We start from the raw sequence: 24,558 nt of genomic DNA on the forward strand, positions 1-24,558 counted from the left end.
GCTATGGGTGATCGGCACGATTATGTCGCCCTGGAGTGGGTGAAAGGCGAAATTGCCGAGACGCTTAAGCAGGCGCGTCAGGCCTTGGAGGCGTTCGTCGAGAACCCTCAGGACCCAACTCGGATGCGCTTTTGCCTGACCTACGTGCACCAGGTCCATGGCACTCTGCAGATGGTTGAGTTCTTTGGTGCAGCCTTGCTCGCCGAGGAAATGGAGCAGCTGGCCCGCGCGCTGTTGGAGGGCCGCGTCACGAACCAGGGCGAAGCGCTCGAGGTCATGATGCAGGCGATCCTGCAGTTGCCTGTCTATCTGGATCGCATTCAGAGCGCCCGGCGCGACCTGCCGATGGTGGTCCTTCCGCTACTAAACGATCTTCGTGCCGCTCGCGGCGAGAAGCTTCTTTCCGAAACCAGTCTTTTTTCCCCTGACCTTTCCGGGCGAGCTCCAGCGCTGCCCCAGGAATCGGTCGAACGTCTGCGCACCAATGAGCTGCCGGCGCTGCTGCGCAAGTTGCGGCAGATGCTGCAGGTGGCTCTGGTCGGAGTGATCCGTAATCAGGACATGCCGACCAACCTGGGCTACATGGCCCGGGTATTCGCGCGACTGGAAGTGCTCTGCAAGGATGCGCCACTGGAAGCGTTATGGCAGATCGCGTCAGGTATGGTCGAGGGCCTGGCCAGCGGAGAGGTAAGCCACGGGACTTCGGTTCGCACCCTGTTGCGCCAGGTCGACAAGCAGCTCAAGCGGCTGGTCGAGGAAGGTGCCGATGGCCTGAATCAGGCTGCTCCCGATGAACTGATCAAGAACCTGCTGTTCTACGTCGCCAAGGCGCCGGGGCAGACGCCGCGTATCCAGTCGCTCAAGCAGCAATATCGCCTCGACGAAGCTCTGCCAGACAGTGCCGTGGTCGATCAGGAGCGTGCCCAGCTGGCAGGCCCGGACCGCGGTGCGATGCGCTCGGTGGTGGCTGCGCTTTGTGAAGAACTGGTGCGGGTGAAGGACAGTCTTGATCTGTTCGTGCGCAGCGATCGCAAGATCATTGGCGATCTCGCCAGCCTTGAAGTGCCGCTCAAGCAGATCGCCGACACCTTGGCTGTTCTTGGCTTCGCACAACCACGCAAGATCGTGCTCGACCAGATCGTCCTCGTGCAGTCCGTCGCACAGGGTAGGCAGGCGCCTGATGACGCTGTGCTGATGGATATCGCCGGAGCCCTGCTGTACGTAGAAGCGACCTTGGCTGGCATGGTTGGAGGCCCGGTTGAGGAACGCAACGAAGCCAGTCAACTGCCGACCACCGATGTCGCTCAGATCCACCAACTGGTGATTCGTGAGGCGCGTAATGGCCTGGAGCAGGCCAAGGACGCGATCATCGAATTCATCGCGTCCCAGTGGAACCATGAGCATCTTGCACGGGTGCCGGAGCTGCTGACGCAGGTTCGTGGCGGTCTGGCGATGATCCCCCTGGAGCGCGCCGCTGCGTTGCTGCAGGCCTGCAATGGTTATATCCAGGACCAGCTCCTGGCCCGTAAGGCTGTACCAGATTGGCAGAGTCTGGATACCCTGGCTGATGCAATTACCAGCGTCGAGTATTACCTCGAGCGCCTGTCCGAGGATTGCGGTACCCAAGGTGACCTGATTCTGGATGTGGCGGAAGAAAGCCTGCAGAACCTTGGCTATTCGCTTGGAAGTGCACGGTCTGTTGGCGCTGAGGCTGCGCCGGTGGCGGCCGATCTGGTCGAACCGCTGGATGAAATAGAAGTGCTACCCGAAGACCCGGCTCTGGATGAGTTCGAGTTCGCCCCGGCCGCTCAGGATGAGTTTCAGCCTGTTACACAGCCCGAGCTTGCGAGCGAGCCGCACGCACTGTTTGGAGTTGATGCGCACCCCGACGTCGTCGACGAAGCAACTGAAACCGGCTCCGAATGGACGCTGGAAGAGCTGCCTGATGATGAAGAAATCATCTTCAGGCTGCCTGACGACGTCCAGGCGCCTGGGCCGCTGCCCATGGATGATGAGCCCGTCCTGAGTGACTGGAGCGAGGCACAGGTCGCCGAGCTCGATCTACCTGACGTGACGCTGCCGGAATATTGCGAAGCTGAGCCTTCGTCGGTTGCTAAGCCCGAGCCCGCGCTCAGCCTGGAACAGGTCATGGCGGCACCGGTCGCCGCCATAAATCCACCAGCCCAGGATGTCCCGCCCAGCCTCTTGCCGCCACCCGACGACGAGGAGCCGGTCGACGAGGATCTGCTCGAGGTTTTCATCGAGGAAGCTGCGGAGGTACTGGAGACCATTGGCGAACAGTTGCCGCGCTGGTTTGCCGATACTGAAGACAAGGAGGCGCTGGGTGAAGTCCGCCGCGCCTTCCATACGCTCAAAGGCAGTGGGCGAATGGTGCGTGCGCTGATCATTGGCGAGCTTGCCTGGTCTATCGAGAATCTGCTCAACCGTGTTCTGGATCGCAGCATCCAGGTCACCGATCCAGTCAAGCAGGTGGTGACCGGGGTCATCGCGCTGATGCCTGCCCTGGTCGATGAGTTTGCGGCCAAGGCACAGCGTCAGCGTGACGATGTCGATCAACTGGCCGCGGCTGCGCATGCGCTGGCAAAGGGGCAGCCGGCGATGCTGTCACAGCCTGCGGTGATGCCTGCGACGCCAGCGGAAGACTCGTCCCCAGAGACCTTTTCGGCCGACGATGACGCACTCGACCCTCAGTTGCTGGAAATCTTCCGCAACGAAGCCGAGGCGCATTTGACTACGCTGGTCAGTTTCCTTGCCGATTGCGCTCAGCGACTCCCTCAGCCGGTTACCGATGCGCTGCAGCGCGCATTGCATACGCTCAAGGGCAGTGCGCACATGGCCGGCATTCTGCCGGTCGCGGAGATTGCAACGCCGCTGGAGAAGATGGCCAAGGAGTTCAAAACCAACCTGATTCAGATGGATCTGGCTGAAGCTGAACTGCTGCATGAAGCCGAGCTGCTGCTGCGCAAAGGGCTGACCAATCTCGACCATGAGCCGTTGGCGCCGATCGAGGGGGCCGCGGAATTTCTGCTCAAGGTCCATACGCTGCATCAGGCAAGGCTGGTGGAAGCCGGTGCCCGTCAGCACAACGATGCGGGTGAGACTCGCGATCCGAACATGATTGCGCTGTTCCTCTCCGAAGGCATGGATATCCTGCTGGATGCTGAAGATTTGCTGCGCAGCTGGCGCGAGCATCCGGCCGAGCGTCAGGAGCTATCGGCGCTGCTACAGGAGCTGACGACGCTCGGGCAGGGCGCGAAGATGGCCGATCTGCCGCAGATGGAGGCGCTGTGTCAGGTGCTGCTGCGTTTGTACGCCGTGGTGGAGGAGGGTCGGCTGGCGGTCAGTGAACGATTCTTCGACGATGTCGAACAAGGGCACGAGGCACTGGTCGGCATGATGGACCAGGTCGCTGCCGCGCTGCAGGTCAGCGAACAGTCGGAACTGGTCGCGCGGCTTGAGGCGCTGCTTGCCGAAGCCATTGATCCGTTGTCGCTGGAGCAACCTTTTGAGCGATCAGTCGAGCCGGATCAGGTTGCAGTAGCGATCGAAGCGCCACTGACACTGTTGCCGGCCGAAGCCGAAGCCGAAGCCGAAGCCGAAGCCGAAGCCGAAGCCGAAGCCGAAGCCGAAGCCGAAGCTTGGCCGATGGAAGATGCGCCCGCTGACGAGGCGCAGGACGAGCTGGACCATGAGATGGTCGAGATTTTCCTCGACGAAGCGGTCGATCTGATGGAGAGCGCTGGCCATGCGCTCGATCGCTGGCTTGCTGACCCAGCCAATCAAATGGCGCTATCAGCTCTGCTGCGGGATCTGCATACCCTCAAAGGTGGTGCCCGCATGGCTGCCATTCGCCCCATCGGCGATTTGGCGCATGAGCTGGAATCGCTTTACGAAGGGCTTTCTGACGGTCGCTACGTCCATTCGCAAGAACTCGCGACTCTGCTACAGCGAAGCCATGACCACCTGGCATTGCAGCTAGAGCAGTTGCAGCGCGAAACGCCCATGAGTTGCGCCGATGCGCTGATCGAATCGATGCAAGCCTTTCGCCAAGGCGTCCTGCCGGTATTCGAGTCTGTGGAGGAGGACGACGCCAGTCAGCCCCTTCCTGTCGATGATCCGATCCTGAACGAAGAACTGCTCACGATCGAATACCAGGCCGACCAGCCGCAGGACGAGCCGCTTTCTTCTGACTCGCTTGATATTTCGCTGGTGGAAATCGAGGACGATTTACCTGAGGCGCAGGAGAAAGCCGTAGCGGAAGAAATTAACGCTGTCGATGTTCCGCTCGCCGAAGACCTCGATGAAATCGAATTCAGCCTTCCAGGCGTGGAGGAGACGCCGGCGTCGTTCGACGACATTTCGAGTCCGGTACAGAACGACGTCGAGCGTGATCCCGAGCTGGTGGAGATATTCCTCGAAGAAGGTTTCGATCTCATCGAAAGCGCTGCAGGTGGTTTGCAGCGGTGGATGGCGGACGTCGATAACAGCTTCGAGCTCGAGGCGCTGCAGCGGGATCTGCATACCCTCAAAGGCGGCGCGCGGATGGCGGATATCCGCGAAATCGGCGATCTGTCCCATGAACTCGAGTTCCTCTACGAAGGCTTGTGTGCAGGTAACTACCGTGCCAGTCCTGAGTTGTTCGGCTTGCTGCAGGCCTGTCAGGACCGCCTGGCGGAAATGCTCGAAGCCGTGCGTGCGCACCAGCCAGTTCCTAGCGGTGAAGCCCTGATCGAAACGATCCGGCGTTTTCGCAACAACCCCGAAGAGCAGTTGAGCATTCCCAGCAGCGTTTCGCTGAAGGCGGCTCAGGACGATGCACAGCAGTCCGCCGAAGCTGAAATCCTCGATATTTTCGTCGAGGAAGCCGACGATCTGCTGGAGGAAATGGAGTCGGCGCTCGGTCGTTGGGATGCCGGCCGTGAAGACGCAGCGCCCCTGGCTGACATGCTGCGCGTGCTGCACACGTTGAAGGGCGGAGCGCGCCTGGCTGGGCAGACTGACCTGGGCAACATGGCCCATGATCTGGAGCAGATGCTTGGTGAGGCTCAGCAGCAAGGCGCTCCCTGGCCGGACAGTCTGTTCCTTGATGTCCAGCAGGGTTACGACGCGCTGCTGAAAGATGTCGAGCAGCTTCGCGCGAACCTGGCGAGTGACGGTGAGACACGCAGCGATAGCAGCGAAGCGTCGCAGCCAGAAGCGCAGGACCTCGAGCCGCAACTGCCGAGCGAGCCGCTGATGTTGGCGCAGCCGATCGTCGCAGCCAGCACCCAGCCCGCGCCGAGCAGCAGCCCGGCCAAGGTGTTGCCGTTCATTCGACGTGCACAGCTGGCAGCCCAGGAGGCGGCAGCGCGCCGCGCGCCGCAGGAGTTGGTCAAGGTTCCTGCAGAACTGTTGGAAGGTCTGGTCAACTTGGCCGGTGAGACATCGATCTTCCGCGGGCGGGTCGAGCAGCAGGTCAGTGACGTGGGTTTCACCCTCGGTGAGATGGAGGCAACCATCGAGCGGGTGCGCGACCAACTGCGTCGTTTGGATACCGAAACCCAGGCGCAGATCCTCAGTCGTTATCAGGCCGAGGCCGAACGTGCCGGTTATGACGATTTCGATCCGTTGGAAATGGACCGCCACTCACAGTTGCAGCAGCTCTCGCGCGCACTGTTCGAGTCGGCGTCCGACTTGCTCGACCTGAAAGAAACCCTGGCTGCGCGTAACCGCGACGCCGAAACCCTGCTGCTGCAGCAGGCGCGGGTCAATACCGAGCTGCAGGAAGGCCTCATGCGTACCCGCATGGTGCCGTTCGAGCGGCTGGTTCCGCGTCTGCGGCGTATCGTGCGGCAGGTTGCGGGTGAGCTCGGCAAACAGGTCGAATTCATGGTCGGCAATGCCACCGGTGAAATGGACCGCAGCGTACTCGAGCGAATCGTCGCGCCGCTGGAGCACATGCTGCGTAACGCCGTCGATCATGGCATCGAGTCGGTGGAGCGCCGTCGGGCTGTCGGCAAGCCCGAGCAGGGCACCATCCGCCTGGATCTGGCGCGCGAGGGGGGCGATATCGTCCTGACGCTGGCCGATGACGGCGCCGGTATCAATCTGGACGCGGTACGGCGCAAGGCGATCGAACGCGGTTTGATGGTGGCCGATAGCGACCTTTCCGAGCACGAGATTCTGCAGTTCATCCTGGAAGCCGGTTTCTCCACGGCGGAGCGTGTTACCCAGATATCCGGGCGTGGCGTGGGCATGGACGTGGTGCACTCGGAGGTCAAGCAACTCGGCGGCTCGATGACCATCGAGTCGACCCTGGGCCAGGGCACGCGCTTCCTGATTCGCCTGCCGTTCACGGTGTCCGTCAACCGGGCGCTGATGGTGTATTCCGGCGAGGATCTCTATGCGATTCCGCTGAATACCATCGAAGGTATCGTGCGTGTCTCGCCCTACGAGCTGGAGGCCTACTACCAGCCGGACGCGCCACGCTTCGAATATGCCGGGCAGGCATACGAGCTGCGTTATCTCGGCGATCTCTTGAATAACGGGCAGAAGCCGAAGTTGGTCGGGCAGAGCCTGCCCTTGCCGGTGATCCTGGTTCGTTCGAAGGAGCACAGCGTTGCGGTGCAGGTCGACAGCCTTGCCGGCTCTCGCGAGATCGTGGTGAAGAGCCTCGGCCCGCAGTTCGCCGGCGTCCACGGGATCTCCGGTGCGACGATCCTCGGCGACGGTCGCGTGGTGGTGATTCTCGACCTGCTGGCGACCATTCGTGTGCTGCATGCGTATCAACTCACTCAGCTGCAACAGCCGCGCTTGTTCGATCAGACTCATGAGCCGGTCGAGGTGGAAAGCGAGCGGCCGACACTGGTCATGGTGGTCGATGATTCGGTCACCGTGCGCAAGGTCACCAGTCGCCTACTGGAGCGCAACGGCATGAACGTGCTGACTGCCAAGGACGGTGTGGATGCCATTACGCAACTGCAGGAGCGCAAGCCGGACATCATGCTGCTGGACATCGAAATGCCACGCATGGACGGCTTCGAAGTCGCCACGCTGGTACGTCACGATGAACGCCTGAAGGATCTGCCGATCGTCATGATCACCTCGCGTACCGGCGAGAAGCACCGCGATCGCGCGTTGAGCATTGGCGTCAATGAGTACCTCGGCAAGCCGTACCAGGAGTCGGTGTTGCTCGAGGCGATTCAGCGGCTGGTGCATGCCGATGTCTGAAGTCCTCTGCGCACGTATAGCGGTCCTGGCCGATACCTCGCTGCAGCGCCACGTGCTGCAGCAGGCGTTGACTGGCAGCGGTTATCAGGTGGTGCTGAACAACGACCCGGCGCGCCTTGAGCCTGCCGATCTGGACAGCACCGAAGCTGATCTGTGGCTGGTCGATCTGGCGCAGACCGAGGACTCGCCATTGGTGGATGCGCTGCTTGAGCGAGACACCACGCGGGTGCTGTTCGGTGAAGGGCATGCGCCGGAGCGGCATTCGGAATTCTATCCACGCTGGGAACGCAGCCTTTTCAGCAAGTTGAAGCGTCTGGTGGGCGATCCATCGCGCGCGGTGGGTCCGCGTCTGGATGTGCTGCAGGGCGAAGGGCAACGCCCGGAACGCCTGACGCTCCCGCCACTATTGGCCGATACCGCCTTGCTGGCCGGTGAGCCAGCCAGTCAGGTATGGCTGCTGGCGGCTTCGCTGGGCGGGCCGGAGGCGGTGAAGGCGTTTCTCGATGCGCTGCCCGGCGGTCTTCCGGTGGGCTTCATCTATGCCCAGCACATCGAAGCCAGTTTCGAATCGGCGCTGTCCCAGGCCGTCGGGCGGCACAGTCAGTGGCAGGTTCGCCAGGTCAGGGCAGGGGAGCCAGTGCGTTGTGGCGAAGTGGTCATCGCGCCCATCGCCGAGGAGCTTGGATTCGACAGCGATGGCAATGCAAGACTGAATGGTCGCTGCTGGCCGGAGCCGTACAGTCCCTCGATCGATCAGATGATGCTGAATCTGGCTCAGCAGTTTGGCGAGCGGTGCGGCGTCATCGCGTTCAGCGGCATGGGCAGCGACGGCAGTGCCGCTGCCGCCTATGTGCTGCGCCAGGGCGGCAAGGTCTGGACCCAGCGTGCCGACTCCTGTGCCTGCTCGAGCATGCCGGACAACCTTCGCGAAGGCGGCTACAGCTCCTACAGCGGTGATTCGCGCGAGTTGGCTCAGGCATTGGTCAATCATTTGGTCAATCAGGTCGGCACGCCCACCACGTCTTTTAAACGGGATAACTCATGAGTCAGATGGTCGTTTCTCAGGATGTGGAAAGCCTTACCGGGCTGCTGATGCCACTTGCCGATCGGATGCTGTTGATGCCCAACGTGGCCGTCGCCGAGTTGATTCCCTATCGCGCGCCACAGGCGGTGCAGGGAATGCCGGCATGGTTTCTCGGGCAGGTGCAATGGCGCGACCTGAGCCTTCCGCTGCTTTCGTTCGAAGCCGCGTCCAACGGCCAGGCGCAGCCGGTGAGCAACACTGCCCGGGTGGCCGTGCTCAATGCGGTTGGCGGGCGTGATCACGTGAAGTTCATTGCGTTGCTGGTGCAGGGCATTCCGCACTCGATCAAGGTCGATGCCAGCCTGGCGCGTGCGGATGTGGCGCTTGCGCCGCTGGAGCTCGATGCCGTCAACCTCGGTGATGTGCAGGCGCGCATACCCGATCTGGTCGGCCTGGAACAGAAGCTGGCCGATGCCGGCCTGATCTGATCACGCCTGGTTGCCAGCGCCCCGCTAGAAATCCCCCCACAACTGCTGCGCCACGCTCAAGGCCACTACCGGTGCGGTCTCGGTGCGCAGCACCCGCGGGCCGAGCCTGGCGGGCAGGAACCCCTGCACGGCGGCCTGCTCGACTTCGTTTTCGCTCAAGCCGCCTTCCGGACCGATCAGAAACGCCAGCGTCCGCGGCTTCGCATGGCTCGCCAGCGGCTCGGCTATCGGGTGAAGCACCAACTTCAGCTCTGCTTCGACAGCCAGCCAGTCGCGAAGGCTGACGGGCGCGTGAATGATCGGCAGAACCGACCGGCCACATTGCTCGCAGGCGCTGATCGCGATCTGCCGCCAGTGCGCCAGGCGCTTGTCGGCACGCTCGTCGTTGAGGCGCACTTCGCAGCGCTCGCTGATGATCGGAGTGATCTGCGCGACGCCCAGCTCGGTGGCTTTCTGGATTGCCCAATCCATCCGCTCGCCGCGCGACAGTCCCTGGCCCAGATGAATCTGTAGCGCCGACTCCGGCATACCTTTCAGGTGCTCGTGCAGTTCGACGGTGACCGTCTTCTTGCCGACCTCCAGCAGTTCGCCGCGAAACTCGTCGCCGCTGCCGTCGAACAGTTGCACTGCGCTGCCGGCGGTAAGGCGCAGCACCCGACCGATGTAGTGGGCCGATGCTTCAGGCAGCGGATGCTGGCCGAGAGAAAGCGGAGCGTCGATGAAGAAGCGGGATAGGCGCATAGGGCAGCTACAGGCGGGAAGTCGGAGGCGACAGTCTAAAGCATCGGCAGCCCGGCTCGCAGGCTACCTCGCTTGGATACCTTGTCAGCATCAGCCCGGATCGCGGAACCCTGGGTAGCTGCCACTTGCTACGGATACCGAAGTTTCTCGTGTAGCGATGTCGATGCCTTCGGTGGCGACAGCGGCGAGAAAGTCGATCTGCTCCTCGGTGATGCAATACGGCGGCAGGAAATACACCACGCTGCCGAGCGGCCGCAACAACGCGCCGCGTTCCAGGGCGTGCTGGTAGACCTTCAGGCCGCGCCGCTCCTGCCAGGGATACGCGGTGCGGCTGGCCTTGTCCTGAACCATTTCGATGGCCAGCGCCATGCCGGTCTGACGGACCTCTGCCACATGCGGGTGGTCGACCAGGTGTGCGGTGGCGCTGGCCATGCGCGCGGCTAACGGCTTGTTCGCCTCGATGACATTGTCCTCGGCAAAGATATCCAGCGTTGCCAGCGCTGCGGCGCACGCCAGCGGGTTGCCGGTGTAGGTGTGCGAGTGGAGGAAGGCCCGCAGCGTCGAATAGTCGTCGTAGAACGCCTGATAGATCCTGTCCGTAGTCAGCACCGCGGCCATGGGCAGGTAGCCGCCTGTGAGGGCTTTGGACAGACAGAGGAAGTCGGGCGTGATGCCGGCCTGCTCGCAGGCGAACATGGTGCCGGTGCGGCCGAAACCAACGGCGATCTCGTCGTGGATGAGATGCACCTCGTAGCGGTCGCAGGCTTCACGCAGCAGCTTGAGGTAGACCGGGTGATACATGCGCATGCCGCCGGCGCCCTGGATCAGTGGCTCGACGATGACTGCGGCGATGTCCTGGTGATGCTCGGCCAGCGTCTGCTCCATATGCGCGAACATCTGTCGCGAGTGTTCTTCCCAGCTCACGCCGTCGGGCCGCAGGTAGCAGTCCGGGCTCGGTACCTTGAAGGTGTCCAGCAGCAGCGGCTTGTAGGTGTCGGTGAAGAGCGCGACATCGCCTACCGACATCGCCGCGACAGTTTCGCCGTGGTAGCTGTTGGTCAGGGTGACGAAGCGCTGCTTCTGCCCGCGACCGCTGTTGCGCCAATAGTGAAAGCTCATCTTCAGCGCTACTTCGATGCCGGTCGAGCCATTGTCGGTATAGAAGACGCGATCCAGCCCGGCTGGTGTCAGTGCAACGAGTCGTTCCGACAGTTCGACTACAGGCTGATGGCTGAAGCCGGCGAGCATCACATGCTCGAGCTGATCTACCTGATCCTTGATGCGCTGATTGATACGCGGGTTGGCGTGGCCGAATACATTGACCCACCAGGAACTGACGGCGTCGAGGTAGCGCTTGCCGTCGAAGTCCTCCAGCCATACGCCGTCGCCGCGGCGGATTGGAATCAGCGGCAGCTGTTCGTGATCTTTCATCTGGGTGCAGGGGTGCCAGAGCACGGCGAGGTCGCGTTGCATCCAGCTGTCGTTCAGGCTCATCGTTACTCCTCCGCAATGAGTCGCGAAGCCTAGCAGAAGCGTCCGGGCAAGACTTGATGCGTCTTTTATCGATTTACTCGATGCTTCAGAGCGAAAAAATGCGCTCTATTCCGATAGGTAACCGGCTAGGCTTCTAGGCCTGAAATTCAAAGGATGAATCAATGCGCTGGCGTAACTCCTCCACCAACTACGGGCTGACCAGTATCGCGCTGCACTGGCTGGTCGCCGCGGCCGTGTTCGGTCTGTTCGGTCTGGGCTACTGGATGGTGGGGCTGACCTACTACAGCAGCTGGTATCGCACCGCGCCGGATCTGCACAAGAGCATCGGCCTGGTGTTGTTCCTGATCATGCTGTTGCGGGTGCTCTGGCGTTTTATCAGTCCTGCGCCGGCGCCGCTCGCCAGCCAGGGGCGGCTGACGCAAATGGCGGCGAAGTTGGGCCACAGCGTGCTGTATCTGGGGCTGTTCCTGGTGATGATGTCGGGCTACCTGATATCCACCGCCGATGGCCGAGCGATCAGCGTGTTCGGCCTGTTCGACGTGCCCGCGTTGATCACATCCATTCCCAACCAGGCCGACAGTGCCGGACTGGTCCACGAGTACGCCGCCTGGGCATTGGTGATCTTCGCCGTCGTACATGCGCTGGCCGCACTCAAACATCACTTCATCGACCGCGACGCGACGCTCAAGCGCATGCTCGGTCGTAATCCCGGTTAATCACCATCCGATAGGAGACTCATCGATGCTCAAGAAAACGCTCGCGGCACTGGTTCTCGGCTCTGCCCTGGCAGGCGGCCAGGTCTTCGCTGCCGATTACGCCATCGACAAGGAAGGCCAGCACGCCTTCGTCAACTTCAAGATCAGCCACCTTGGCTACAGCTGGCTGTGGGGCACCTTCAAGGACTTCGACGGCGCGTTCAGCTTCGATGCGGCCAAGCCGGAAGAGAGCAAGGTCAATGTCACGCTGAAGACTGCCAGCGTCGACACCAACCATGCCGAGCGTGACAAGCACCTGCGCAGCGACGACTTCCTCAATGTCGCCAAGCACCCGACGGCAACCTTCGAGTCGACCTCGGTGAAGCCTACCGGCGACGGCACAGCCGATATCGCCGGCAACCTTACCCTCAATGGTGTGACCAAGCCGGTGGTGATTGCCGCCAAGTTCATTGGTGAGGGCAAGGACCCGTGGGGTGGCTATCGCGCCGGCTTCGAGGGCAGCACCACGCTGACGCTCAAGGACTTCGACATCAAGATGGATCTGGGCCCGGCCTCGCAGACGGTCGAGCTGATCATCTCGGTCGAAGGTGTGCGTAAGTAAGAAGGTCCTAGCGGATCAGGAACGCCGGCAGTTAGCCGGCGTTCTGCGTTGCAGGGGGCGAATGTGGGAAGTTCCGCGCAGCGGTTGAGCGTCTATGCAGAGGTCTGCGGTGCATGTTTCGCAACATTTTATATGGGAGCGATAAGCGTTTGCCGGTTTACAGACAGTCATGGATGTAAGTATATTTCGGCTCATCCCGCACTCCGTGTCCGCGGCGCACTGTTGCTCAATCCCGCCTGCCAGGTTTTCAAGAGGTCTATCCATGCCAATCAAGTCAGCCAATGCTGCCCTGATGTCCATTCTCGCCATGGCTGTTTTCCTGGCCGGCTGTCAGGAAGAAGCCGCCCCTCCGGCCCAGCAGAAGCCCAAGGTGGGTATCGTGACCCTGCAGGCAGAGCCGTTCGCGGTGACCACCGAGCTGCCCGGACGTACCCGTGCCTACCGCATCGCCGAGGTGCGGCCGCAGGTCAACGGCATCATCCAGAAGCGCCTGTTCACCGAAGGCAGCGACGTCAAGGCCGGGCAGCAGCTGTATCAGATCGATGCGTCGGTCTACGAGGCGACGCTGAAGAGCGCCCAGGCGAGCGTCGCGTCCAGCAAGTCGCTGGCCGACCGCTATGCCGAGCTGGTCAAGGACCAGGCCGTCAGCAAACAGGCTTATGACGAGGCGCGGGCCGCCAGTCTGCAAGCCGAGGCGGAGCTGGAGCGAGCGCGGATCGACGTGCGGTACACCAAGGTGCTGGCGCCGATCTCCGGGCGCGTTGGCCGTTCTGCCGTCACCGAAGGTGCGCTGGTGAGCAATGGCCAAGCGCAGGAACTGGCGACGATCCAGCAGCTCGACCCGATCTATGTCGACGTGACTCAGCCGGCCCGTGATCTGCTCGCCTTGCGCCGTGACCTGGCCGAAGGGCGTCTGCAGAAGTCCGGCGACAACGCGGCAAAGGTCACCCTCAAGCTTGAGGATGGCAGCGACTACGCCCATGAAGGCAAGCTCGAGTTCAGTGAGGTGACGGTGGATGCCGGCACCGGATCGGTGACCCTGCGCGCTGTGTTCCCGAATCCGGACAAGGATCTGCTGCCGGGTATGTTCGTGCATGCGCAACTGGTGGCGGGGATGAAGAGCGAGGCGATCCTGGTGCCCCAGCAGGGTGTGACGCGCAACACCAAGGGCGATCCGACCGCGATGGTGGTCAATGCCGAGAGCAAGGTTGAGGTGCGGCCGATCAAGACCGAACGTGCCGTGGGCAATCGCTGGTTGGTCGGCGAAGGCCTGCAGCCGGGTGATCGCGTGATCACCGAAGGCCTGCAGTTCATCCAGCCGGGAGTGGAGGTCGAAGCGGTCCCGGCGACCAATGTCGATAATCGCGGTGGGGTGCCAGCACAGCCCCAAGGCCAAGAAGGCTGAGGGGTTTCTAGTCCATGTCCAGATTCTTTATCGACCGGCCGATCTTCGCCTGGGTGATTGCCCTGGTGATCATGCTCGCCGGCGGCCTGTCCATTCTCAAGTTGCCGGTCAACCAGTACCCGAGCATTGCCGCACCTGCCGTTGGCATTTCGGTGAGCTATCCGGGCGCTTCGGCGCAGACGGTGCAGGACACCGTGGTGCAGGTCATCGAGCAGCAGCTCAACGGCATCGACGGGCTGCGCTACATCTCCTCGGAGAGCAACTCCGACGGCAGCATGACGATTACCGTGACCTTCGACCAGGGCACCAACCCGGATATCGCCCAGGTCCAGGTGCAGAACAAGCTGCAGCTGGCAACGCCGCTGCTGCCGCAAGAGGTTCAGCAACAGGGCATCCGTGTCACCAAGGCCGTGCGCAACTTCCTCATCGTCATCGGCCTGGTGTCCACGGACGGCAGCCTGGACCAGCGTGACCTGGCCAACTACATCGTCGCCAATATGCAGGACCCGATCTCCCGCACCAAGGGCGTCGGTGACTTCCAGGTGTTCGGTGCCCAGTACGCGATGCGCATCTGGCTCGATCCGGCCAAGCTGAACAGTTTCAGCATGACGCCGGTGGATGTAAGCACGGCGATTCAGGCGCAGAACGTGCAGATTTCCTCCGGTCAGCTTGGCGGACTGCCGGCACTGCCCGGGCAGCAGCTCAACGCGACCGTGATCGGCAAGACTCGTCTGCAGACGCCGGAGCAGTTCCGCAACATTCTGCTCAAGGTCAACAGCGATGGCTCCCAGGTGCGCCTGGGCGACGTCGCCAGGGTCGAGCTGGGCGGCGAAACCTATGCCGTCAGTGCCCATTTCAACGGCAAGCCGGCCGCCGGTCTGGCGCTGAAGCTGGCCACCGGTGCCAACGCGCTGGATACCGTCGAAGGTGTACGCAAGACCATCGAAGAGCTCAAGCCGTTCTTCCCGCCGGGTGTCGAAGTGGTCTATCCATACGACACCACGCCGGTCATCTCTGCGTCCATCACTGGGGTGATGCACACGCTACTCGAGGCGTTCGTGCTGGTGTTCCTGGTGATGTACCTGTTCCTGCAGAACTTCCGCGCGACCTTGGTTCCGACGCTGGCGGTGCCGGTGGTGCTGCTGGGTACCTTCGGCGTCCTGGCGGTGTTCGGCTTCAGCATCAATACCCTGACCATGTTCGCCATGATTCTGGCCATCGGCCTGCTGGTGGACGATGCCATCGTGGTGGTGGAGAACGTCGAGCGGGTGATGCGCGAGGAAGGGCTCTCGCCACTGGAAGCGACGCGCAAGTCCATGGGGCAGATCCAGGGTGCGCTGATCGGCATTGGTGTGGTGTTGTCTGCGGTACTGCTGCCGATGGCCTTCTTCGGTGGCTCGACAGGGGTCATCTACCGGCAGTTCTCGATCACCATCGTCTCGGCGATGGTGCTCTCGGTGCTGATGGCACTGATCTTCACCCCGGCACTGTGCGCGACACTGCTCAAACCCATCGACAAGGACGACCATCACGAAAAGCGTGGCTTCTTCGGCTGGTTCAACCGCACCTTCGAGCGCAGCGTCAATGGCTATGAGCGCGGTGTGAAAGCCGTGCTCAAGCGCAAGGCACCGTTCCTGTTGCTCTATGTGCTGATCGTTGGCGTCATGGTGGTGCTCTTCACCCGCATCCCCTCGGCGTTCCTGCCGGAGGAAGATCAGGGCGTGCTGTTTGCCCAGGTGATGACGCCTTCGGGGTCGACCGCCGAGCGCACCCAGCAGAGCATCGATGCAATGCGCAGCTATCTGCTGGAAGAAGAGGGCGACATCGTCCGTTCCGTGTTCACCGTGACCGGCTTCAGCTTCGCCGGCCGCGGTCAGAGCTCGGGTATCGCCTTTATCGGTCTAAAGCCCTGGAGCGAACGGACCAACAAGGAAGACAGCGTCTTCGCCCTCGCCCAGCGTGCGCAACAGCATTTCGCCAGCTTCCGCGACGCTCAGGTATTCGCCTTCGCGCCGCCAGCGGTGATGGAGTTGGGTAATGCCACAGGCTTCAATTTCTTCCTGCAGGACCGCGCTGGCGTTGGCCAGCAGGTGCTGCAGCAAGCGCGTGACAAGTTCATGCAGCTGGCCAGCCAGAGTCCGGTGCTGACCCGTGTGCGGCCGAACACCTTGCGCGACGAACCGCAGTATCAGGTGCTTATCGACGATGAAAAGGCGCGGGTACTCGGCATTTCGCTGGCGGAAATCAACAGCACGCTGTCGATTGCCTGGGGTGGGCGCTACGTCAATGACTTCATTGATCGTGGTCGGGTCAAGAAGGTCTATCTGCAGGGCGTCGCCGATGCCCGCATGAACCCCGAAGACCTGGCGAAGTGGTATGTGCGCAACGATGCCGGCGAGATGGTGCCGTTCAGCGCCTTCGCCAGCGGCGAATGGACTTACGGTTCGCCGAAGCTGTCCCGCTACAACGGCGTCAGCGCGATCGAGATGCTCGGTGAACCGGCGCCTGGCTACAGCTCCGGTGATGCCATGGCCGAGGTGGAACGCATCGTCGCCCAGCTGCCGCCAGGCGTGGGTTATTCCTGGACTGGCCAGTCCTACGAGGAACGGCTGGCGGGCTCGCAGACGCTGGCGCTCTACGCCTTGTCGCTGTTGGTGGTGTTCCTCTGCCTGGCGGCGCTGTACGAGAGCTGGTCGATTCCGTTCTCAGTCATGCTCGTCGTGCCGCTGGGTATCGTTGGTGCGCTGGCGTTCACCATGCTGCGCGGACTGTCCAATGAGGTGTTCTTCCAGGTTGGCCTGGTCACCACCATCGGTCTGTCGGCACGTAACGCGATCCTTATCGTCGAGTTCGCCAAGGCACTGCACGAACAGGGCATGAGCTACGCCGATGCGGCGCTGCAGGCTTGTCGCATGCGTCTGCGGCCGATCATCATGACCTCGCTGGCGTTCATCCTCGGCGTGGTGCCGCTGGCCGTTGCGTCTGGCGCCGGTGCGGGCAGCAAGCATGCCATCGGTACTGGTGTGATCGGCGGCATGTTGACCGCTGCGGTGTTGGCAATCTTCTGGATTCCGCTGTTCTACGTGATGATCTGTACGTTCTTCGATCGCACGAAGCCCGCCAACCAGGCCGCGAAGGAGGAGTCGCTGTGAACAAGTCTCTATTGGCCCTCGCCCTAGCGGCGGCCCTGGGTGGCTGCTCGCTGATACCGGAGTATCAGCGTCCCGACGCCCCGGTGGCCGGCGATTGGCCGCAGGGCGAGGCCTACCCGCAGGGCGCGGCGCAGGCCTCCGAGCGGGCGCTTGGCTGGCGCGAGTTCTTCCGCGATCCGGCGTTGCAGCAATTGATCGAAGTCGCGCTGGAAAACAACCGCGACCTGCGCGTTGCGGCGCTGAATGTCGATGCGTACCGCGCGCTGTATCGCGTACAGCGTGCCGATGTGCTGCCGGCAGTGAGTGCCGATGGCTCGGGCACGCGCAGCCGTACGCCGGGAGACATGAACATGACCGGCGAGCCGGCCATCAGCAGTCAGTACAGCGCAACGTTCGGCGTGTCCTGGGAACTCGATCTGTTCGGTCGCCTGCGCAGTCTCCGCGACCAGGCGCTGGAAGAGTACTTTGCCAGCGAGGCTGCGCAGCGCAGCACCCAGATCAGCCTGATCGCCAGTGTTGCCAATGCCTGGCTGACACTGCAGGCCGATCAGGCGCTGCTGCAGGTCACGCGGGACACGCTCAAGACCTACGAGGAAAGCCTGGGTCTGACGCAGCGCAGTTTCGATGTCGGCGTCGCCTCGGCACTGGAGCTGCGCCAGGCGCGCAGTGCCGTCGACAGTGCGCGGGTGAGCATCGAGCAGTACACGCGCCTGGTGGCGCAGGACCGCAACGCGCTGACACTGCTGCTGGGTCAGAGCCTGCCGGCCGGGTTGCCGTCTGGCGATGGTTTGGAGCGGACCCAGCTCGCGGCACTGCCGATCGGTCTGCCTTCGGATCTACTGCAGCAGCGGCCGGACATCCTGCAGGCGGAGTACCAGCTGCGGGCGGTCAACGCCAGCATCGGTGCGGCGCGCGCGGCGTTTTTTCCGCGTATCAGCCTGACCGGTGCGGCGGGTACCGCCAGCAGCGAGTTGTCCGGGTTGTTCGACGGCGGCTCCGGTTACTGGAGTTTCTCGCCGAGCATCAGCGTGCCGATCTTCAACGCCGGCCAGCTGCGGGCGAACCTGGATTACGCGCAGATCAGCAAGAACATCCAGGTCGCGCAGTATGAGAAAGCCATCCAGACGGCCTTCCGCGAAGTGGCCGACGGGCTGGCCGCCCAGGCTACCTACACGCGCCAGGTGCAGGCGCAGCGTGATCTGCTGCAGACCAGCGAGGACTACTACAACCTTGCCGAGCGCCGCTATCGCACTGGGGTGGATAGCTACCTGACTGTGCTCGATGCACAGCGTCAGCTGTTCAACGTGCAGCAGCAACTGATTGGCGACCGCCTGGCGCAGATGACCAGCGAGGTCAATCTGTTCAAGGCGCTTGGTGGTGGCTGGCAGGAGGCTGGTCAGACGCAGCCGTCCGGCGGTTGACCTGAGTCGCCGCGGTGTTCGTCTGATCACCGCGGCGCTGCCGGTATGCAGAAACGAAAACGCCGCCCAATGGGCGGCGTTTTCATCTGTGGCTCAGGCTTCGCGGTTACGCGTCAGCAGGGCCGGCTTCTCGCCCCGTGGACGCGTTGGTAGCTGCTCGAGCTGATCCAGGCTGGGCAGACGATCGATCTTCGACTCCTTGTGAATGATCACCGGCTGCTTTTCGCGAGGCTTGGCGGCCTCCTGTCGCGAAACGACAGGCTCGTCGATACGACGGCTTTCGTTCTTGCGCCGTGGCTGGCCGTTGCGTGGCTGACCACTGCGTGCGCCCTGGGCCTGGCCTGGGCGTTTGCCCTTGGCAGCAGGCGCGCCGGCACCGGCGGCACCAGTACGCGCGGCTCCGGCTGCGCGTGGCGCGCTACCAGGCTGAGCCGGGGCGCCGGGACGGCGGCCGCGGTTCTGCTTGTTCTGGTACGGGCTGACGTAATCGACGCGATTGCCGAAGTTGTCCAGCTCATCATCGCGGAACTCGTCCGGAGCGCGATCCGGCGGCAGCTGCGGCGGACGCGCGACGACCTGCGCTTCGCCGCTGGCGCTATCGCGCGCAGGCTTGCGGGACTTGCTCTGGCTACGACGATTACGCTCCTTCTGCTCGGCACCTTTTTCGGCAGGCTTGTTACGCTCGCCGCGTGCCTTGCCTTCGCCGCGCTGCGGACGCGGCTGGCGCGGTTCGCGCACCTCCGGCTTTTCCGCCTCGATGGCACTGGCATCGAAGCCCATCAGATCGCCTTCGGGAATGCGCTGCTTGGTCATGCGCTCGATGCCCTTGAGCAACTTTTCCTCGTCTGGCGCGACCAGCGAAATGGCTTCACCGCTGCGCCCGGCACGGCCGGTACGACCGATGCGGTGCACATAGTCTTCTTCGACGTTGGGCAGCTCGAAGTTGACCACGTGCGGCAGCTGATCGATATCCAGACCGCGGGCGGCGATATCGGTGGCGACCAGGATGCGCACCTGGTTGGCCTTGAAGTCGGCCAGGGCCTTGGTCCGTGCATTCTGGCTCTTGTTGCCATGGATCGCGGCAGCCGGCAGGCCGTGCTTTTCCAGATACTCGGCCAGGCGGTTGGCGCCGTGCTTGGTACGGGTGAAAACCAGTACCTGTTCCCAGGCACCCTGGGTGATCAGGTGAGCGAGCAGGGCGCGCTTGTGGCTGGCGGCTACGCGGAACATGCGCTGCTCGATACGCTCGACGGTGGTGTTCGGCGGCGTAACCTCGATGCGCTCGGGGTTGTGCAGCAGCTTGCCGGCGAGATCGGTGATGTCCTTGGAGAAGGTTGCCGAGAACAGCAAGTTCTGGCGCTTGGCCGGCAGCTTGGCCAGGACCTTCTTGACGTCATGGATGAAACCCATGTCGAGCATGCGGTCGGCTTCGTCGAGGACGAGGATTTCCACATGGGAGAGGTCGATGGCTTTCTGGTTGGCCAGGTCGAGCAGGCGGCCGGGGCAGGCGACCAGCACGTCGAGACCCTTGGCTACCGCCTGGATCTGCGGGTTCATGCCGACGCCACCAAAGATGCAGGTGCTCTTCAGGGGCAGGTCACGGGCATAGACCTTGAAGCTTTCGTGAACCTGGGCGGCGAGCTCGCGGGTCGGTGTCAGCACCAGCACGCGCGGCTGTTTCGGGCCGTAGCGGTGTTCACGGTCCGGGTGGCCACCCGGAAACAGGAGTTCGAGGACCGGCAGGGCGAAACCGCCTGTCTTACCGGTTCCGGTCTGGGCGGCAACCATCAGGTCGCGGCCTTGCAACACGGCGGGAATGGCCCGCTGTTGCACGGGGGTAGGCTGGGTGTAACCGGCAGCCTCGACGGCACCGGCCAAAGCCTCGGAGAGACCGAGGGAAGCAAAGGACATGAGTAATCCTGTCTTGTTAGGGGCGAGGCCCTGGGATGATCATGCCTGGCTCGAATCGCGACTGGCGTGCGATCCCGTCCGGTCCTGCCGCAGATAAATATAAGAGCGGCATCCGGGCGTAAGCCTGGCGGAAGCGCGGAGTATAACAGAGCCTGTTAACGCCGCATTGCTCTGACAGTGTCGCAGGTCACGGGTTCATTAGCCAGCTCCGTATTTCTACGGAGCTGGCGGGAGGCTCAGCGTGACAGCCCGAGGTTGTTCCAGATCGCCAGGCTCGGCTCGGCCTGGTTCAGCGTGTAGAAGTGCAGGCCGGGCGCGTCGCCGGCCAGCAGCTTCTGGCACATTTCGGTGATCACCTGCTCGCCGAAGGCCTGGATGCTCTGCATGTCGTCGCCATAGGCTTCGAGCTGCTTGCGCACCCAGCGTGGGATCTCCGCGCCACAGGCATCGGAGAAGCGGGCCAGCTTGCTGTAATTGGTGATCGGCATGATGCCCGGCACGATCGGTGTGTCCACACCGAGCTTGCGCACGCGCTCGACGAAGTAGAAGTAGCAGTCGGCGTTGAAGAAGTACTGGGTGATCGCACTGTTCGCGCCAGCCTTGGCCTTGCGCACGAAATTGGCGAGGTCGTCTTCGAAATTGCGCGCCTGCGGGTGCATTTCCGGGTAGGCGGCAACTTCGATGTGGAAGTGGTCGCCGGTCTCGCTGCGGATGAACTCCACCAGCTCGTTGGCGTAGCGCAGCTCGCCGCTGGCCATGCCCATGCCGGAGGGCAGGTCGCCGCGTAGGGCAACGATGCGCTGGATGCCGGCATCCTTGTAGATGTTCAGCAGTTCGCGCAATTCAGCCTTGGTGTCGCCGACGCAGGACAGGTGCGGCGCGGTCGGCACCTTTACCTCGCCGTCGAGCTGCAGCACGGTGTTCAGCGTGCGGTCACGGGTCGAGCCACCGGCACCGTAGGTGCAGGAGAAGAAATCGGGTTGATAGCCGGCCAGCTGGCGGGCCACGTTCAGCAGTTTTTCATGCCCGGCATCGGTCTTGGTCGGGAAGAACTCGAAGCTGATGGAGGGGCGTGGGGATGTGCTCATGGGCGAATCCAGGGTTGTCGGGCGCGGCGCGCCCAGGACGTCCTCTAAACGCTGGAGGTCGGAGCGGGACGCTAACATGCTTGCGTCCCGCTTCGGCTTGGCCTCCTGCGCTTAATCGGCAGGGTCGGGTGGCAATGCGCTGCTAGCGATTGCCACTCCGCGCATCAGTAACGGTAGCTGTCCGGCTTGAACGGGCCTTCGACGGTCACGCCGATGTACTCCGCCTGCTTGGCGGTCAGCTGGGTGACCACGCCACCGAAGCCCTTGACCATTTCCAGCGCCACTTCCTCGTCGAGCTTCTTCGGCAGCACCATGACGGTGACGTTCTTGCTCTTCTCGGCGACCGGCAGGTCGGCGAACTTCTCGTTGTACAGGTGGATCTGCGCCAGCACCTGGTTGGCGAAGGAGCCGTCCATGATCCGGCTCGGATGGCCGGTGGCGTTGCCCAGGTTCACCAGGCGGCCTTCGGCCAGCAGGATCAGGTAGTCGTCGTTGGTCGGGTCGACGGTCTTGCCGGTGCGGTGGATCTTGTGCACCTGCGGCTTGACCTCTTCCCAGCCCCAGTTGGCGCGCATGAAGGCGGTGTCGATCTCGTTGTCGAAGTGGCCGATGTTGCACACCACGGCGCGCTTCTTCAGCGCCTTGAGCATGCCGGCGTCGCACACGTTGACGTTACCGGTGGTAGTGACGATCAGGTCGATCTTGCCCAGCAGGGCCGCGTCGACGCTGGCTTCGGTGCCGTCGTTGATGCCGTCCTTGTAGGGGGAGACCAGCTCGAAACCGTCCATGCAGGCCTGCATGGCGCAGATCGGGTCGACTTCCGAGACCTTGACGATCATGCCTTCCTGGCGCAGCGACTGTGCCGAACCCTTGCCGACGTCGCCGTAGCCGACGACCAGCGCCTGCTTGCCCGACAGCAGGTGGTCGGTGGCGCGCTTGATGGCATCGTTCAGGCTGTGACGGCAACCGTACTTGTTGTCGTTCTTGCTCTTGGTGACCGAGTCGTTGACGTTGATCGCCGGAATCTTCAGGGTGCCGCCCTTGAGCATGTCAAGCAGGCGGTGCACGCCGGTGGTGGTTTCCTCGGTCACGCCGTGGACGCGCTCGAGCACCTGCGGATACTTGTCATGCAGGATCTGGGTCAGGTCACCGCCGTCGTCCAGCACCATGTTGGCGTCCCACGGCTGGCCGTCCTTGAGGATGGTCTGCTCGATGCACCACTCGTATTCTTCCTCGGTCTCGCCCTTCCAGGCGAACACCGGGATGCCGGCGGCGGCGATGGCAGCAGCGGCCTGGTCCTGGGTGGAGAAGATGTTGCAGGAAGACCAGCGCACTTCGGCGCCGAGGGCGATCAGCGTCTCGATCAGCACGGCGGTCTGGATGGTCATGTGGATGCAGCCGAGGATTTTCGCGCCCTTGAGCGGTTGCTCTGCGGCGTACTTGCTACGCAGGCCCATCAGCGCAGGCATCTCGGATTCGGCGATGATGATCTCGCGGCGGCCCCAGGCGGCCAGGGAAATGTCGGCGACCTTGAAGTCGGTGAAACCGGCAGGCGTCATGACAGCACTCATCGAAGAGTTCTCCATTCGTATAGATGCGAATGGGCGCCGTTGATGCGTTCTAGGAAACGCCCCATCCGAGCCTGACAGGCGTCCTCTGTGACAGAGCAGCCTGCTGCAGCGCCCCTCGGACAGGTGGCGGGCACGATCGAAGCGGAGTCGATCGGGAAAACCCGGCGATTATAGCTGCGCCGCTCGGCAATCCCAAGCCCGGCGCGACGCGAACTAGGTGGTTGGACGCGGGGTCGTAATTTCAGGTTCGGTGACCCTTGCCGGGCGAAACCGTTTCAGGAGACCGCCATGAACCCCATGCTTCGTCTTGCGCCCGTATTGCTTCTCGGCGCGTTCAGCCTTCCGGCTGCTGCCCAGTCCTGCTACGTACACAGCGAAACGTCCGGTGCAGTCCCGGCACCAGTGGTGACCGAGCAGTGTTTCGAGTTTCACGGTATGGATAACGACGACGCCATCGACTGGGTCTGTCAGGACAACGAGGCGGTGAAGAATTCCCGCCGCGAGATCCGCGACAGTTGCCCGGATGGCCACTTTGGCATCTGCACCGCGCGAATGACTCCGGAGACGCTGGCCAACGAGCGCGCCACCGGGTCCCAGGCAAAGAATGGCACCTTCCCGACCCAGGTAAATGACGACGCGACGATCGTCACTTACCACTACCACGCCAGCGATCGGGCGCAGGCCAAGATCGATTGCGAGAGTGCAGGCGGCAGCTGGTCGCGCTAGCGGGTCGCTCGGGCAATCTTTGCTGACGAAGTCAATGTCCGACTGATTTGTTCAGCGGTGCATGGGCGGGGATAATCCTGCGCTTTGCATCCATGAGTGGTTGAACCATGAAGTTGAGTCTGCTGAGCCTGCCCCTGATTGCCGCCCTCGTACTGACAGGCTGCGACCGGGTCGATCCTGACTCGCCTCTGGGCAAGCGCAAGGCGATCTACCAGGCGATGCTTGATACCAAGGAAGATCTCGGCGGCATGTTGCGTGGCCGCATTCCGTTTGACGCTGAGGGGTTCAGCACGGGCGCGGTGAAACTCGACGAGCTTTCGCGCCAGCCCTGGCAGCATTATCCCGAGGTCAAGGAAAAGCAGAGCGACGCGCGGGATGATGTCTGGCAGCGACAGGAGCGCTTCAACGAGCTGGCACGGGCGCTGGAGGCGACCACGGCAGAGCTGGCCAGCGTGGTCAGCTCGGAACCTGTCAGTGCGCAAAGCGTGGCGGCCCCCTTTCAGCGGGTCGAGGATGCCTGCGAAACCTGTCACAAGGAATTCCGCGCTTATTGAAGCGGGGTTCTAGCGGCGCAGCGTTTCGAGCTTTTCCCGGGACTTGGCCAGCTGATTGCGGCGCAGCTCGATCAGCTGCGCGTCGCCAGTGCCCAGCGCTTCGCGCAGCAGCGTCTCGCGGCGCTCTACCTGACGATTGATGTGCTCGTATTCGACCTGACGCGGATGCAGCGCGACCAGGCCCTGGCATTGTTCGGTCAAGGTCTGCAATTCGGTGCTGAGTTGCGTCTGGCGCAGCTTGTCGCCCTGCAGGCGAGCCTGCTGCAGCTGCTCGCGCAGGGATTGGCGTTGCTCGTGGCACTGGGTGTTGGTTTGTTGGGCTGCGGCGAGCAGCGGGCTGATGGCAGTGCAGCCGATCAGCAGGGCAATCGGCCAATGTCGCAAAGACATGCCTCGCCTCCATAATTGTTATCCAGCTCTTATCGACCGCGTCATT

At 62.8% G+C, this 24,558-nt stretch carries 16 protein-coding genes and 1 riboswitch; of the genes, 10 read left to right on the forward strand and 6 right to left on the reverse strand.

Translation table 11 applies throughout. The features are described from left to right. The first annotated feature begins 3 nt into the window (after positions 1-3). The 3 genes from PSEST_RS01495 to PSEST_RS01505 are packed head-to-tail and all read left to right on the forward strand — an operon-like array spanning position 4 to position 8,742. Positions 4-7,230, forward strand: coding sequence for an Hpt domain-containing protein (locus PSEST_RS01495; RefSeq protein WP_015275308.1), 7,227 nt, complete (start codon positions 4-6; stop codon positions 7,228-7,230). Beyond that, positions 7,223-8,275 (forward strand): chemotaxis protein CheB, encoded by a 1,053-nt coding sequence (locus PSEST_RS01500; protein ID WP_015275309.1) that lies wholly within the window; start codon positions 7,223-7,225, stop codon positions 8,273-8,275. Before PSEST_RS01495 ends, PSEST_RS01500 begins: the two co-directional genes overlap by 8 nt. Further along, a complete protein-coding gene (locus PSEST_RS01505; RefSeq protein WP_015275310.1) occupies positions 8,272-8,742 on the forward strand; it encodes a chemotaxis protein CheW in 471 nt (156 codons plus the stop codon). The genes PSEST_RS01500 and PSEST_RS01505 overlap by 4 nt, the downstream gene beginning before the upstream one ends. Positions 8,743-8,766: 24 nt before the next feature. On the opposite strand, the gene PSEST_RS01510 is transcribed toward PSEST_RS01505, so the two are convergent. Next, on the reverse strand, positions 8,767-9,483 hold the full coding sequence (locus PSEST_RS01510; RefSeq protein ID WP_015275311.1) for a 16S rRNA (uracil(1498)-N(3))-methyltransferase: 717 nt from the start codon (positions 9,481-9,483) through the stop codon (positions 8,767-8,769). A gap of 90 nt (positions 9,484-9,573) precedes the next feature. Continuing rightward, the gene (locus tag PSEST_RS01515) at positions 9,574-10,977 is read right to left on the reverse strand and encodes an adenosylmethionine--8-amino-7-oxononanoate transaminase (RefSeq protein WP_015275312.1); all 1,404 of its coding nucleotides are present in this window, start codon (positions 10,975-10,977) and stop codon (positions 9,574-9,576) included. Positions 10,978-11,138: 161 nt separating this feature from the next. On the opposite strand from PSEST_RS01515, the gene PSEST_RS01520 reads away from it, so the two are divergent. From PSEST_RS01520 to PSEST_RS01540, 5 genes are all read left to right on the forward strand, one after another. Then, entirely contained in the window at positions 11,139-11,693 is a 555-nt protein-coding gene (locus tag PSEST_RS01520; RefSeq protein WP_015275313.1) for a cytochrome b, read from the forward strand. A 25-nt stretch (positions 11,694-11,718) separates the two neighbouring features. Next, the gene (locus tag PSEST_RS01525) at positions 11,719-12,294 is read left to right on the forward strand and encodes a YceI family protein (RefSeq protein WP_015275314.1); all 576 of its coding nucleotides are present in this window, start codon (positions 11,719-11,721) and stop codon (positions 12,292-12,294) included. A 262-nt stretch (positions 12,295-12,556) separates the two neighbouring features. Next, positions 12,557-13,699: an efflux RND transporter periplasmic adaptor subunit gene (locus PSEST_RS01530; RefSeq protein WP_015275315.1), complete on the forward strand. Its 1,143-nt coding sequence runs from the start codon at positions 12,557-12,559 to the stop codon at positions 13,697-13,699. Positions 13,700-13,713: 14 nt separating this feature from the next. Further along, positions 13,714-16,851 (forward strand): efflux RND transporter permease subunit, encoded by a 3,138-nt coding sequence (locus tag PSEST_RS01535; RefSeq protein WP_015275316.1) that lies wholly within the window; start codon positions 13,714-13,716, stop codon positions 16,849-16,851. Continuing rightward, positions 16,848-18,272, forward strand: a complete 1,425-nt coding sequence (locus tag PSEST_RS01540; RefSeq protein ID WP_015275317.1) for an AdeC/AdeK/OprM family multidrug efflux complex outer membrane factor — start codon at positions 16,848-16,850, stop codon at positions 18,270-18,272. The genes PSEST_RS01535 and PSEST_RS01540 overlap by 4 nt, the downstream gene beginning before the upstream one ends. A gap of 93 nt (positions 18,273-18,365) precedes the next feature. On the opposite strand, the gene PSEST_RS01545 is transcribed toward PSEST_RS01540, so the two are convergent. From PSEST_RS01545 to ahcY, 3 genes are all read right to left on the reverse strand, one after another. Beyond that, positions 18,366-20,183 carry a DEAD/DEAH box helicase gene (locus tag PSEST_RS01545; protein ID WP_015275318.1) on the reverse strand — a complete coding sequence of 606 codons (1,818 nt, stop codon included), beginning with the start codon at positions 20,181-20,183 and terminating at the stop codon, positions 18,366-18,368. 236 nt (positions 20,184-20,419) lie between these two features. Continuing rightward, positions 20,420-21,271, reverse strand: a complete 852-nt coding sequence (metF, locus tag PSEST_RS01550; protein WP_041756405.1) for a methylenetetrahydrofolate reductase [NAD(P)H] — start codon at positions 21,269-21,271, stop codon at positions 20,420-20,422. Positions 21,272-21,435: 164 nt separating this feature from the next. Beyond that, entirely contained in the window at positions 21,436-22,842 is a 1,407-nt protein-coding gene (ahcY, locus tag PSEST_RS01555) for an adenosylhomocysteinase (protein WP_015275320.1), read from the reverse strand. A 24-nt stretch (positions 22,843-22,866) separates the two neighbouring features. Next, positions 22,867-22,965, reverse strand: a riboswitch (S-adenosyl-L-homocysteine riboswitch). A gap of 165 nt (positions 22,966-23,130) precedes the next feature. Between ahcY and PSEST_RS01560 the strand changes: the two genes are divergently transcribed. Next, positions 23,131-23,568, forward strand: coding sequence for a hypothetical protein (locus PSEST_RS01560; protein WP_015275321.1), 438 nt, complete (start codon positions 23,131-23,133; stop codon positions 23,566-23,568). A 107-nt stretch (positions 23,569-23,675) separates the two neighbouring features. Beyond that, positions 23,676-24,122 carry a c-type cytochrome gene (locus PSEST_RS01565; protein WP_015275322.1) on the forward strand — a complete coding sequence of 149 codons (447 nt, stop codon included), beginning with the start codon at positions 23,676-23,678 and terminating at the stop codon, positions 24,120-24,122. Between the two features lie 9 nt (positions 24,123-24,131). Here PSEST_RS01565 and PSEST_RS01570 read toward each other — a convergent pair whose 3' ends face one another. Further along, a complete protein-coding gene (locus PSEST_RS01570) occupies positions 24,132-24,512 on the reverse strand; it encodes a DUF1090 domain-containing protein (RefSeq protein ID WP_015275323.1) in 381 nt (126 codons plus the stop codon). Positions 24,513-24,558 lie beyond the last annotated feature (46 nt).

Source organism: Stutzerimonas stutzeri RCH2 (genome assembly GCF_000327065.1).
GTDB classification, from domain to species: domain Bacteria; phylum Pseudomonadota; class Gammaproteobacteria; order Pseudomonadales; family Pseudomonadaceae; genus Stutzerimonas; species Stutzerimonas stutzeri_AE.